General features: G+C 66.2%; 14 protein-coding genes. 10 read left to right on the top strand and 4 right to left on the bottom strand.

All coding sequences use genetic code 11. The features are described from left to right. Window position 1 precedes the first annotated feature (1 nt). Genes E8F20_RS26685 through E8F20_RS26640 form a run of 10 tightly spaced genes read left to right on the top strand, consistent with a single transcriptional unit; the run spans window position 2 to window position 6,391 of the window. Window positions 2-547 carry a pilus assembly protein gene (locus tag E8F20_RS26685; RefSeq protein WP_280286433.1) on the top strand — a complete coding sequence of 182 codons (546 nt, stop codon included), beginning with the start codon at window positions 2-4 and terminating at the stop codon, window positions 545-547. Beyond that, window positions 534-1,088, top strand: coding sequence for a GspMb/PilO family protein (locus E8F20_RS26680; protein WP_280286432.1), 555 nt, complete (start codon window positions 534-536; stop codon window positions 1,086-1,088). Before E8F20_RS26685 ends, E8F20_RS26680 begins: the two co-directional genes overlap by 14 nt. Before the next feature lie 2 nt (window positions 1,089-1,090). After that, complete coding sequence (locus tag E8F20_RS26675; RefSeq protein ID WP_280286431.1) at window positions 1,091-1,588, top strand: secretion system X translation initiation factor; 498 nt, start codon at window positions 1,091-1,093, stop codon at window positions 1,586-1,588. After that, window positions 1,585-3,405: a secretin N-terminal domain-containing protein gene (locus E8F20_RS26670; RefSeq protein WP_280286429.1), complete on the top strand. Its 1,821-nt coding sequence runs from the start codon at window positions 1,585-1,587 to the stop codon at window positions 3,403-3,405. Before E8F20_RS26675 ends, E8F20_RS26670 begins: the two co-directional genes overlap by 4 nt. 3 nt (window positions 3,406-3,408) lie before the next feature. Beyond that, window positions 3,409-3,879, top strand: a complete 471-nt coding sequence (locus tag E8F20_RS26665; protein ID WP_280286428.1) for a type II secretion system protein — start codon at window positions 3,409-3,411, stop codon at window positions 3,877-3,879. A 2-nt stretch (window positions 3,880-3,881) separates the two neighbouring features. Further along, window positions 3,882-4,256, top strand: coding sequence for a type II secretion system protein (locus tag E8F20_RS26660; protein ID WP_280286427.1), 375 nt, complete (start codon window positions 3,882-3,884; stop codon window positions 4,254-4,256). Further along, complete coding sequence (locus tag E8F20_RS26655; RefSeq protein ID WP_280286426.1) at window positions 4,243-4,731, top strand: type II secretion system protein; 489 nt, start codon at window positions 4,243-4,245, stop codon at window positions 4,729-4,731. Before E8F20_RS26660 ends, E8F20_RS26655 begins: the two co-directional genes overlap by 14 nt. After that, on the top strand, window positions 4,728-5,120 hold the full coding sequence (csgE, locus tag E8F20_RS26650) for a curli production assembly/transport protein CsgE (protein WP_280286425.1): 393 nt from the start codon (window positions 4,728-4,730) through the stop codon (window positions 5,118-5,120). Before E8F20_RS26655 ends, csgE begins: the two co-directional genes overlap by 4 nt. Beyond that, complete coding sequence (locus E8F20_RS26645; RefSeq protein WP_028630850.1) at window positions 5,117-5,518, top strand: curli assembly protein CsgF; 402 nt, start codon at window positions 5,117-5,119, stop codon at window positions 5,516-5,518. Before csgE ends, E8F20_RS26645 begins: the two co-directional genes overlap by 4 nt. 27 nt (window positions 5,519-5,545) lie before the next feature. After that, entirely contained in the window at window positions 5,546-6,391 is an 846-nt protein-coding gene (locus tag E8F20_RS26640; RefSeq protein ID WP_280286424.1) for a CsgG/HfaB family protein, read from the top strand. Between the two features lie 386 nt (window positions 6,392-6,777). Here the strand turns inward: E8F20_RS26640 and E8F20_RS26635 are convergent, their stop codons facing one another. From E8F20_RS26635 to E8F20_RS26620, 4 genes are read right to left on the bottom strand one after another with little or no spacing between them, the layout of a single operon-like run. After that, complete coding sequence (locus E8F20_RS26635) at window positions 6,778-7,074, bottom strand: hypothetical protein (protein WP_280286423.1); 297 nt, start codon at window positions 7,072-7,074, stop codon at window positions 6,778-6,780. 46 nt (window positions 7,075-7,120) lie between these two features. Beyond that, window positions 7,121-8,503 carry a curlin gene (locus E8F20_RS26630; protein ID WP_280286422.1) on the bottom strand — a complete coding sequence of 461 codons (1,383 nt, stop codon included), beginning with the start codon at window positions 8,501-8,503 and terminating at the stop codon, window positions 7,121-7,123. A 55-nt stretch (window positions 8,504-8,558) separates the two neighbouring features. Beyond that, window positions 8,559-9,029, bottom strand: coding sequence for a curlin (locus E8F20_RS26625; protein WP_280286421.1), 471 nt, complete (start codon window positions 9,027-9,029; stop codon window positions 8,559-8,561). A gap of 9 nt (window positions 9,030-9,038) precedes the next feature. Further along, entirely contained in the window at window positions 9,039-11,276 is a 2,238-nt protein-coding gene (locus E8F20_RS26620) for an Ig-like domain-containing protein (protein ID WP_280286420.1), read from the bottom strand. Window positions 11,277-11,301 lie beyond the last annotated feature (25 nt).

The following is an 11,301-nucleotide window of genomic DNA, read 5'->3' as shown; positions in this document are numbered from 1 at the left end:
CATGCGCCCGATCGATCTCGACTTCCAGCACAACCCCGTTTCCAGCGTACCCGGGTGGATTCTCCTGGGGGGCGGGATGCTGATGGCGCTGCTGATGCTCGGTGCTCACCTGCGCACCAGCGACGAAGCCGACGTTCGCAGTACCGAGTTGCAGCGCGTCGAGCAGCAACTGCAAAAGCGCGGGCTGCGCCAGGCACCGTTGTCCGCTGCCGAAGAGAAGGCCCGCGCCGCCAGCGTGGCGGAGATGCGCCGCATCACCGCGCAGATGAACCTGCCCTGGGACGGCCTGTTCGCCATGCTTGAAGCCCAGCCGCGCCAGGATATCGCCCTGCTGTCGCTGGCCCCGGATGCCCGCAAGGGCCAGTTGCGGATTGCCGCCGAAGCGCGCGACCTGGCTGCGATGCTGGCCTTCCACCGCGAGCTGGAAGCCAGCGACGCCCTGAGCGATGTCTCGCTGCTCAACCACGAGATGGTCACCGAGCAGGCCGAGCGGCCGATTCGTTTCAACCTGCTGGCCAACTGGGGGGTGAAGGATGCACGTCCCTAGGCTGATCCTCATCGAACAGACCCGCCGCCTCGGCTGGCCGGGCCTGGCCGGCGCCGCGCTGCTGGCACTGGCCCTGGGTTACGCCGCGCTGGGCCTGCTGCCGGCACGCCAGGCACTGGCGAACATGGACCGCCAGCTCGCTGCAGACCGCGCCCAACTGGCCGCTGCCGCCACCGCCATTCTGCCCGGCACACAGGCCAGCGGTGCGTCGGCGGCACAACTGGAGGAGCTGCGCCGCAACCTGCCGGCACAACTGGACGCCACCGGCGCCATCGATCGCATCTACGCACTGGCCCGGGACGAGGGCATCGCCCTGGCCCGTGGCGAATACGCCCTCGGTCTCGACCCCAAGACCCGCCTGGCGCGCTACCAGGTACTGCTGCCGGTGCGTGGCAGCTATCCGCAGCTGCGCCGTTTCCTCCATGGCCTGCAGGCACAACTGCCGGCCCTGGCGCTGGAAGAGGTGGACCTGCAACGCAAGCAGATTGCCGACTCGGAACTCGAGGGGCGTATCCGAATGACCCTGTATCTGGCGAGGTGACCATGGCACGCCGTCTGTTCTGGTTGGCATTCCTCGGCTCGGCCGCCGCGCTGGCGGTGGTCCCCGAATTCTTCAGTGAGCAGGCCGAGCCACAGGCCATGCCACGCAGCGCAAGTCTGGCACTGGCCCCACGGGAGACCGCGCCGAGCGCCGTGGCGCTGCCGGAGGTGGCGGCGCCGCTGGCGGTACCGGCGGCCGACCTGTTTGCTTCGCAGAGCTGGTACGTGGCACCGCCGCCAGCCCCCGTCATGGCCGCCGCGCCACCAGCGCCGCTGGCGAAACCCACGGCGCCACCGCTGCCCTTCAAGTTCATCGGCAAGATGGATGACCGCCAGCATCTGCAGGTTTTCCTGCTGCACGGTGAGCAGGTCCTGGTGGTGAGTGAGGGTGACCTGATCGACAAGACCTACAAGGTCCAGCGCATCGATGCCGAGCGCATGACCCTGGTCTATCTGCCCCTCGACGTCGCCCAGACCCTGGCGGTAGGGAGCGCACTATGAACCGCCTGACGTGCTGTTTCGCCCTGGTGCTGCTGGCCGGCTGCGCCACCAACCTGGCCCAGCGCGAAGGCCTTGACCTGATTGACTCCGGTCAGTTCGAGGAAGGCTTGGCCAGGCTGGAGAAGGTCGCGCGCGAGTCGCCTCGCGATGTCGGCGCACAAATGGCGCTGACCACCCAGCGCGAGCGCGCCGTGAAGGCGCTGCTCAGCAATGGTGACCTGGCTCGCAGCCAACGGGATTACGCCACTGCGAGCCTGAACTACGAGCGGGTCCTGCGTATCGAGCAGCACAACCAGCGGGCGCTGGACGGCCTGCACCTGATCCAGCAGCAGCGCAACATCCAGGACATGCTGCGCCAGGGCCAGACCGCCCTGCGCCGAGGCGACGTGGTCGGGGCCTCGCGCCAGGTGCGCGGCATCTTCGCCCTGGACCCGGAGCATGAAGGCGCGCGCGAACTGCAACGCAGCATCGAAGTCGTCCAGGCCCGCTCCTCCGTGCCTTATCCGCAACTGCGTTCGCGCCTGGATCGGCCGGTGACCCTGGAGTTTCGCGACGCCAACCTGAAGGTGATCTTCGAAGTGCTGGCGCAGACCTCGGGGCTGAACTTCATCTTCGACAAGGATGTGCCCCCGCAGCTGAAGGCCACCATCTTCGTCCGTGAGGTGCCGATCGAGGATGCGGTGGAACTGCTGCTGCAACAGAACCAGCTGCACCAGCGGGTGGTGAATGACAACACCATCGTCATCTACCCCGACTCGCCGCAGAAACTGAAGGATTACCAGGACCTGGTGATGCGCACCTTCTACCTGACCAACACCGACGCGGCGACGGCGATGAACCTGGTCAAGACCCTGCTGAAAACCCGCGACGTGTTCATCGACGAACGCCTCAACACCCTGACCATGCGCGATACCCCCGACGCCGTGCGCATGGCCGAGAAGCTGTTCCTGGCCCAGGACCAGTCCAACCCCGAGGTGGTGCTGGAGGTGGAGGTGATGGAAGTGTCCCGCCAGCGCATCCTCGACCTCGGCCTGCAATGGCCCAATACCTTCGGTGTGATCAACGACGACGGCTCGCCAGTGACCATCCTCGACCAGCTCAAGGGCATCGACTCGGGTCGCATCAGTATCAATCCCTCGCCGCAGCTGAAGATCAACGCCCAGGACAACGACGTGAACACCCTGGCCAGCCCGGTGATCCGCGTCAGCAACCGCGAGCAGGCGCGCGTCCATATCGGCCAGCGGGTTCCCATCGTCAGCGCCACCTCGGTGCCGTCCACCCAGGGCCCGGTGATCACCGAAAGCATCACCTACCTCGACGTCGGCCTGAAGCTCGAGGTGCAGCCGACGGTGCACCTGAACAACGAGGTGGCCATCAAGGTCGCCCTGGAGGTGAGCAACGCCACACCGCTGGCGCCGACCCAGGCGGGCACCATTCCGGTCCAGGTGGATACCCGCAACGCGCAGACCACGTTGCGCCTGCGCGATGGCGAGACCCAGGTGCTGGCTGGCCTGGTGCGCAACGACCAGGCCAACAGCGGCAACAAGATTCCCGGACTCGGTGACATCCCCGGCCTTGGTCGCCTGTTCGGCAGCAACAACGACAAGGTCGCCAAGTCGGAACTGGTGCTGTCGATCACCCCGCGCATCGTGCGCAACCTGCCGTACCAGAGCCCCTACGACATGGAGTTCCCGTCCGGTACCGAAAGCAGCATGCGCGTGCCGACGGTGCGCGGGCCGGTGGAGGCGCTGGGCGTGGATCTGCCCGATGCACCGGCGGTGGTGGTCAGCCCCGCCCCTGTCAGCGGGAGGCCCTGAGCCATGCAACGCCAAGCCGCCTTTTCACTGATCGAACTGGTGATCGCCATGGCCATTCTCGGCCTGCTCGCCAGCATGGCTGCCCCGCTGGCCGAGACCGTGATCCGCCGCGGCAAGGAGCAGGATCTCAAGATCGCCCTCTACGAGATCCGCGACGCCATAGATGCCTACAAGCTGGCGGCCGATGCCGGGCATATCGAGAAGTCCGCCACGAGCTCCGGCTATCCACCGTCGCTGCAGGTGCTGGTGGACGGCGTGCGCGACCTGCGCAGCATCAAGGGCGAGCGCATCTTCTTCCTGCGGCGGATTCCCCGCGATCCCTTCGCCGATGCCCGCCTCGACGCCACGGAAAACTGGGGCCTGCGCGCCTATTCGAGCCCGGCGGACGACCCGCGCCCCGGCGCGGACGTGTTCGACGTCTACTCGCAGGCCGATGGCCGCGGCCTCAACGGCACGCCTTACCGGGAGTGGTGACGATGACTCGGCAGAAGGGCTTCACCCTCATCGAACTGCTGGTGGTCATGGCCATCATCGCCACCCTGATGACCATTGCCGTGCCGCGCTACTTCTCCAGCCTGGAGAACTCCAAGGAAACCACCCTGCGCCAGAGCCTGGCGGTGATGCGCGAGTCCCTGGACCAGTTCTACGGCGACACCGGGCGCTATCCTGAATCGATAGAGGAGCTGGTTGCCCAGCGCTATCTGCGCGCCCTGCCGCTGGACCCGATGACCGAGCGCAGCGATCTGTGGGTGGTGCTGCCGCCCCCGGAAGGCGCGCCGGGCGGCGTCTACGACGTGAAGAGCGGCGCCCCTGGCCGGGCGCGCGACGGGAGCCTCTATGCGGACTGGTGAGCAGGGTTTCACCTACCTCGGCGTGCTCTTCCTCATCATGCTGATGGGGATGGGCCTGGCCGGCGCGGGGCAGCTCTGGTCCACCGCCAGCCAGCGTGCCCGCGAGCGCGACCTGCTCTGGGTCGGCAGCCAGTACGCCCAGGCCCTGCGTAGCTACTACCGGGCCTCGCCGGGTGTGGCCCAGTACCCCGCCGCCCTGGACGACCTGCTGGAAGACAACCGCTTTCCGCAGACCGTGCGGCACCTGCGCCGGCTCTACGCCGACCCGCTCACCGGCAGCACCGACTGGGGGCTGATCCGCTCCTTCGACGGGCGCATCGCCGGCGTCTACAGCCAGTCCCGCCAACGGCCGATGAAGCTGGCGCACTTCCCCGCGCAATGGGTGGAGTTCGAGGGCATGACCCGCTACGCCGACTGGCGCTTCGTCGCCGAGAAAGCCTTCATGGAAGGCACCCCGGCGAGGGCGACGCCATGAAGCGCACGCCGCTGCTCGCCGTCCTTATCCTCTGCTGCGCGCTAGGTACGGCGCGTGGGGACGAAGATGAGTTCATGGGCTTCATCGTCGACTACACGATTTCCCACATCGGCCACGACTTCTACCGCTCCTTCAGCGAGCGCCTGCGTGACACCAGCAAGCTGGACTTCAACCTGGTGGTGCGTGAACGCCCCGATGCCCGCTGGGGCAGCCTGATCTGGGTGGAATACGAACAGCGCGTGCTCTACCGGCAGTTTCTCCCGCCGAACACCGCTGAACTGAAACCTGCTGCCTACGCAGCGGCGGACATGGTGCTGGAGGCCATCGCCCAGCAGAAGCTGCAGCGCCTCCTGCAAGACACACACGACATGGAGAGGGACGAGCTATGAACAAGAACAGACTTTCCCTGTGGCTGCTCGGGTTCGGCCTGGTCGGCTCGGTCCAGGCCACCGAGTTGGTGTACACCCCGGTCAACCCCTCGTTCGGTGGTAACCCGCTGAACGGCACCTGGCTGCTGAACAACGCCCAGGCGCAGAACGATCACGACGACCCGGATGCCCGTTCCACGGCGAGCCGGCAGAGTGCCCTGGAGCGATTCACCAGCACCCTGGAATCGCGCCTGCTGTCGCAACTGCTGACCAATATCGAGGAGGGCAATACCGGCAGCCTCACCACCGAGTCCTTCATCATCAACATGATCGACGACGGTGGTCAGCTGACCATCGAAATCACCGATCGTGCCACTGGTGAGGTCTCTGAAGTCGTCGTCAACGGCCTGCTCCCGTAATCCAGGCATCGACAGGAAGCCACGACCATGAACAGAGTGATGCTGCTGGTACTGCTGCTCGCCACCCTGCAAGGCTGCGGTCTGCGCCAGCCGATGTCGGCTGATACCGAAGGCCAGACCCCGACCCTGACCCCGCGCGCCTCGACCTATTACGACCTGCTCAACCTGCCCCGGCCGAAGGGGCGACTGGTGGCGGCGGTGTACGGCTTCCGCGATCAGACCGGCCAGTACAAACCGACTCCGGCCAGCTCCTTCTCCACCAGCGTCACCCAGGGCGCCGCCAGCATGCTGGTGGATGCGCTGCAGGCCAGTGGTTGGTTCATGGTGCTGGAGCGCGAAGGTCTGCAGAACGTGCTGACCGAACGCAAGATCATCCGCGCCTCGCAGAACAAGCCCAACACCCCGTCGAACATCCAGACCCAGTTGCCGCCGCTGCAGGCCGCAAACCTGTTGCTGGAAGGCGGCATCATCGCCTACGACACCAACGTGCGCAGCGGCGGCGAGGGGGCTCGCTACCTCGGCATCGGCGCCTCTCACGAGTACCGGGTCGACCAGGTCTCGGTGAACCTGCGTGCGGTCGACGTGCGCAGCGGCATGGTGCTGGCCAACGTGATGACCTCCAAGACCATCTACTCGGTGGGGCAGAGCGCCAGCGTGTTCAAGTTCATCGAATTCAAGGAACTGCTGGAAGCCGAGGCGGGCTATACCACTAACGAACCGGCGCAGCTCTGCGTGCTCTCGGCCATCGAATCGGCCGTGGCCCACCTCATCGCCCAGGGGGTGGAACGCCAACTCTGGCACGCTTCCGGCGACCAGCCGGTGGAGCAGACCTCACTGAAGAAATACATGGGGGCGCAGGTTTCGATCCAGTAACGCGACAGCTCCGCCATACCGGGCCGCTTAACCACACTTTCCGAGCCCGCAGGATGGCGTAGAGCGAAGCGATACCCATCATTCAGCGCGCAGGGTGGATGTCGCTCTTTACATCCACCAACGGCGCCTGATCGATGCTCCGATGGTGGACCGGTGAAGCGTGGTCCACCCTACGGGGCCGCTGCGCAGCCCTTGGCGAATGAATTGGACGCGTTGCAAGCAGCTGCATTGCCCGGAGGTGCTGGCTTGCCAGCGAATGGCCCCGTTTCGCGGGCAAGCCAGCTCCTACAAGGCTCTTGGCCCGTTGGTAAATCTCTCGCAACAGCTAACACAGACATAGCGAATGAGTTCGCCCCCACCAGGCGAGCCCTCATGTGCGGGGGGGGCTACAACTGAACCCACTCCACCCGCTCTTCCTGCTCCACGCCGTCGACCCACCACTTGAGCCGAGCTTCTACCCGCGTCGCGACGGACAGGTTGAGGCGGTTGTGCACCGGGCAGGCGCTGTCGGCCACGCCGCTCTGGCGTGACTGGCTGCGGCCGGCCGGGCCTTGGGCGATGACCAGGAGTTCGTAGCGCACATGGGGGCTGGGAGGTTCGAAGCACAGGCGCAGGTCGGCCTGGCCGGGGGCCTGGGGCTGGAGTTGGAGGCTGGCGCTGACCAGCAGGGCGGCGAGGAGCATGGGGAAAAAAGACCGCCGCCCACAACGGGGCGGCGGCTTCGGGGGATTACTGCTGGACGACGGTGGCGGAGTTGCCGGTGCCGGTCTGGTCGACGGTGGCAGTCATGTTGAAGTTGCTCTGGTTGACCGTGGCCTGGTTGCCCCAGCCTACCTGGCTAACGATGGAGAGGTTGTTCATGTCGGCCTGGGTGATGCTGGCGACGTTGTCGCCGCCGGCGCTCTGGTAGGTCTGGCTCAGGTTGTCGCTGCCGGACTGGTCGACTTCGACGCTGTTGCCGATACCTTCGCTGGAGCCCTCGGCGATGTTGCCGCCGTCGCGCTGGCTGACCACCAGGACGTTGCTGTCGCCGCTCTGGTCGAAATACAGCTCGTTGAAGTTGCCGTCCTGGGTGAAGTTGGCGGTGTTGCCGTTGCCGTTCTGGCTCAGGTTCGCGGTCTGGTCGTTGCCGAACTGGCCGCCTTCCTGGGCGCCCTGCCAGTTGCTGGCGTAGACGTTGTTGTCGTTGCCGGTCTGGTCCACGGTCAGGCTGAGGTTCACGCCTTCCTGGTAGGTCAGGCTGAGGTTGCCGTTGCCGGTCTGGGTGACGGTGCTGACGGAATCGGTGGTGGCGTACTGGTCGGCCCAGGCGGCGTTGGCATCGCCGGTCTGGGTCATGGTGGCCAGGTTGCCCGTGCCGAAACTCTGGTCGACGACCACTTCGTTGAGGGCGCCGCCGCCCTGGTCGATGGAGGCCTGGCTGCCTTCCTGTTCGGTCTGCCAGATTTCCGCGTAGCCGGTCTCGCCGCTCTGGAAGATCACGGCCTGGTTGTCGAGGCCAGGGCCGGTCTGGTCAATGTAGGCCTCGTTATCGCTGCCGGACTGCTGGACGTCGACGCGGCTGCTGGTATGGTCCACCTGCCAAGTGCCCGCCTGGTTATGCGTGCCGCTCTGGGTGATGGTGGTGGTGTTGTCCGTGCCGAATATCTGTTCGGCATCGGCGATGTTTTCCTGGTCGACCTGGTTGATGTCGATGGTGCTGGCGACCTGGCTGTCCTGGAAGCTGAACGCAGCGTTGAAGCTGCCGTCCTGGGTCACCGTGGCCTGGCTGTTCTGGTTGGACCACTGTTCGCTGTGGGCACTGTTCCAGTCGCCGCTCTGGGTGTGGGTGATCTGGCTTTCGGTTTCCGAGCCTTGCACGCCGGTGGAGGCGTTGTACGTGCCGTCCTGGGTCTGGGTCACCGTGCCGGTGCCGCCCGATTGGTCGGCGTAGGCGTTGTTGTCTTCACCGAGCTGGTCCTGGGTGGCGCTGCTGAAGGGGGCAGCGGCCTGCTGCACTTCGGCTACGTTTTCCAGGCCGTTCTGGGTCTGGGTCGAGAGGCTGTCGTCGGCGAAGGCCTGGATGCTGACCAGGGCCAGGATTGCGGCGGCAAGCGGTTTGTACTGGAACATGGTATTGCCTCCTGGGGATGGTTCCCTGCGAGTCGTTCGGATCGTGAGTTCGCCTTCAGTGCTGGATCACCTGCACGCTGAGGCCGTTTCCATACTGGGTAATGGTGCTGTTCAGTCCCTCCCCGGACTGCACGATGGATGCGCTGTTGTTGGCGCCTGCCTGGTCGATCTCGGCCCGGTTGTAAGCGCCGCTTTGAGAGATGTAGGCCTGGTTGCCGGTGCCCTGCTGGGTGATCGAGGCCAGGTTCTGCACACCGTCCTGGAGGATGAAGGCCTCCTGGTCGCTGCCGTTCTGGATGATCTGCCCCAGCAACGAATGCCCGTTCTGCGCCAGCAACGCGACATTCGCTTCGCCCAGCTGGCGCACCAGGGCCTGTTGGTCCAGGGGAGCGCCCGGCGGGCTGCCAAGGTCGGCGTTGCCGCCGGCCAGGTCGAAGTTTTCCATCAGGTCCGCCGCCGGCAGCACACTGCTGCCCAGCCCGAAGGCGAGCAGGGCGGCGATGCGCAGCGCGGTGGCGGTGTTCATGGCTGGCTCCTAACGGGGCGTCAGGGTCACGGTGCGCACCGTGCCGTGGGACGAGGTGACGGTGGCCGTGGGGTTCGCGCTCGGCGTTACGTTGGTGGTAGTCACCGAAAGCCGCCAGCGGCCGCTCAAGGGGACCACGACGGTGCCGAGGTCACGCAGGCCGGTGGTTGTGCTCACCTGCACACGGATGCTGTTGCCGGTGGTCACCGAGGACTGGCCGTCCAGGCTCCAGGTGACGCGGTTGTTGGAGCGGAGGGTGAACTCGGCGGTGGCTACCGTCAGAGTCTCAGCCGTGGCCGGCGGCGGCGACACCTGGACAGTCACCGTGACCGGGGCGGAGAGGGCGCCGAAGGCGTCCTGCACCTGGTAGGTGAAGCTGGCAGTGAAGGCGCTGGTGACCGTAGCCGGCGGCGTGTAGGTGATGCTGGTGCCGTCGGTGCTGGCGATGCCCTGTCCGGTGCCGGGCTGGGTCAGGTTGACCACCGAGAGCGGTGTGTTGCCCTCCGGATCACTGTCGTTCGTCAGCACGTTCAGGGTCAGCGGCACGCCCAGGGTGTTGCCGGTATCAGGCAGGCCCACCGGTGGCTGGTTGGGACTGACACTCACGGTGACCGTAGCCGGCGCCGACGCCTCGCCGCGTAGGTCCATCGCGCGGTAGGTGAAGGTTGCGGTGAGCGGGCTGTTGACCACCGGTGGCGGTGTGTAGACCACGCTGGTGCTGCCGTTCAGGGTCACGCTGCCCTGGCCGTCGGCCGGCTGGGTCAGCCCGGTGATGGACAGTGGCAGGTCGCCGTCGGCGTCACTGTCGTTGGTCAGTATGGCGATGGTCACCGGTACGCCGAAGCTGGTGCTGGCGCTGTCCGCGTTGGCCACCGGTGCCTGGTTGGGCACTTCTTCCGGTGCGCTGCCGACTACCACTACAGGTTCGGTGTCGGCACCGCCAGCAGCGGATTTCACCGTGATGACCGCTGGCGGCTGGGCCAGGTCGGTGACCCGCAGGCTCTGCAGGGTGCCGGCCTTGGTCAGGCGACCGAAGCCCTGTGCGGCGAGGTCGGGGATCTGCACCTCATCGCTGGAGCTGGCTTCGATGGTCAGCGAGCGATCGGCCCAGTTGTAGCGGGCGGTGCTGACCTTCACGACGTCTGTGACTGCACGGGAGACCGACGTGGGCTTGGTGAGACCGGACGGATCGGTACCGGTGACGACCACGAATGGCGGGAGAACCCCCGGTGCCGGGTTGTGGGCGAAGAAGAACCCACTGCCGTCGTTCACCATGTCTGCCAGGCAGGCCGGCTGGGTGCCGCCCTCCACCAGTTCCAGGGTTTCCCGGTAGCAGAACTCGGAATTGGCCGGGCCGTTGGCGAACACCTCCAGGCGGGTGCCCTGGCTGGTGCGCCGGTAGCTGGCGCGTTCGATTTCCACCGGGGTGGCGGAGCGCGAGTCGAAGACCTTGCCGGAGACCGAGAACAGCTCGGTGCGGATGGTGCCCGCCGGCCCACTGATCTCGACGTAGTTGGTGCCGAAGGGGCTGCCGGTCACTGTCGACGGGACATTGGGGTCGCCGATGAACAGCTCCTCTTCACCGGTCTCCGGGTTGGTGGCTGGGTAGGGCGCGCCAGGTCCCTTCAGGAACGGGCCGACGTCGCCGTTGAGGGCACCGTTGAAGACCCCTGGCGCACCGATGCCGATGTCGCGGGTCATGTTGATGGCGCGGCGGCCGCCTCTTTCGGCAATGTCCGCCGCGGTCACGGTGAAGGTTTCCACGCCGTAGGGGTGGGTGACCGTGTAAGTGCCGGGCGTGGGGATGCTGGCGCGGATGCGGATGCGCGCGAAGCTTTGCTGGTCGCCGGCGCGGGGCAGTTCCAGGGCGAAGGCAGCCTCGATGGCGGCGGTGTACACCTCCAGTTCGTAGTTGCTGCCGCCCACGGCCGGGATGTTGGCTTCTGCAATGAACCAGAAGAGTTCACTGGGCCAGTTGTTGGGGAAGACCATCGGCTGGGTGTCGTCGAACACACCCGGCTCCGGTATCAGGGTGCACATGTAGGACCCGGGGACGAGTGTGCTCTGGGCCTTGGACTGGCAGAGCTCCAGGCTGAGGTCGTCGTTGTCCTGGTACCAGTGCGGGAAGTAACCGGTGGACGCGGTGTAAGGGCCCGGGTCGACCGCCTTGAGGGCGGCCTCGGCCATGTCGATACCCTCGACGGCGAGACCCAGGGTGGTGAGAAGCAGGCAGGGCCACTTGTTCATGTTGCCTCCTGGCGCTTGAGCGCTC

Origin of the sequence: Pseudomonas sp. BN415, from assembly GCF_029871195.1 — a bacterium.
Lineage (GTDB): Bacteria > Pseudomonadota > Gammaproteobacteria > Pseudomonadales > Pseudomonadaceae > Metapseudomonas > Metapseudomonas resinovorans.
Note: the sequence above shows the minus strand (reverse complement) of the source record. Positions and strands in the feature narration are given on the sequence as shown.

What these genes read in the sequence shown, in the direction of transcription:
- E8F20_RS26685 (WP_280286433.1), top strand. Translation starts at nt 2, where the DNA reads ATGCGCCCGATCGATCTCGACTTCCAGCACAACCCCGTTTCCAGCGTA.
- E8F20_RS26680 (WP_280286432.1), top strand. Translation starts at nt 534, where the DNA reads ATGCACGTCCCTAGGCTGATCCTCATCGAACAGACCCGCCGCCTCGGC.
- E8F20_RS26675 (WP_280286431.1), top strand. Translation starts at nt 1,091, where the DNA reads ATGGCACGCCGTCTGTTCTGGTTGGCATTCCTCGGCTCGGCCGCCGCG.
- E8F20_RS26670 (WP_280286429.1), top strand. Translation starts at nt 1,585, where the DNA reads ATGAACCGCCTGACGTGCTGTTTCGCCCTGGTGCTGCTGGCCGGCTGC.
- E8F20_RS26665 (WP_280286428.1), top strand. Translation starts at nt 3,409, where the DNA reads ATGCAACGCCAAGCCGCCTTTTCACTGATCGAACTGGTGATCGCCATG.
- E8F20_RS26660 (WP_280286427.1), top strand. Translation starts at nt 3,882, where the DNA reads ATGACTCGGCAGAAGGGCTTCACCCTCATCGAACTGCTGGTGGTCATG.
- E8F20_RS26655 (WP_280286426.1), top strand. Translation starts at nt 4,243, where the DNA reads ATGCGGACTGGTGAGCAGGGTTTCACCTACCTCGGCGTGCTCTTCCTC.
- csgE (WP_280286425.1), top strand. Translation starts at nt 4,728, where the DNA reads ATGAAGCGCACGCCGCTGCTCGCCGTCCTTATCCTCTGCTGCGCGCTA.
- E8F20_RS26645 (WP_028630850.1), top strand. Translation starts at nt 5,117, where the DNA reads ATGAACAAGAACAGACTTTCCCTGTGGCTGCTCGGGTTCGGCCTGGTC.
- E8F20_RS26640 (WP_280286424.1), top strand. Translation starts at nt 5,546, where the DNA reads ATGAACAGAGTGATGCTGCTGGTACTGCTGCTCGCCACCCTGCAAGGC.
- E8F20_RS26635 (WP_280286423.1), bottom strand. Translation starts at nt 7,074, where the DNA reads ATGCTCCTCGCCGCCCTGCTGGTCAGCGCCAGCCTCCAACTCCAGCCC.
- E8F20_RS26630 (WP_280286422.1), bottom strand. Translation starts at nt 8,503, where the DNA reads ATGTTCCAGTACAAACCGCTTGCCGCCGCAATCCTGGCCCTGGTCAGC.
- E8F20_RS26625 (WP_280286421.1), bottom strand. Translation starts at nt 9,029, where the DNA reads ATGAACACCGCCACCGCGCTGCGCATCGCCGCCCTGCTCGCCTTCGGG.
- E8F20_RS26620 (WP_280286420.1), bottom strand. Translation starts at nt 11,276, where the DNA reads ATGAACAAGTGGCCCTGCCTGCTTCTCACCACCCTGGGTCTCGCCGTC.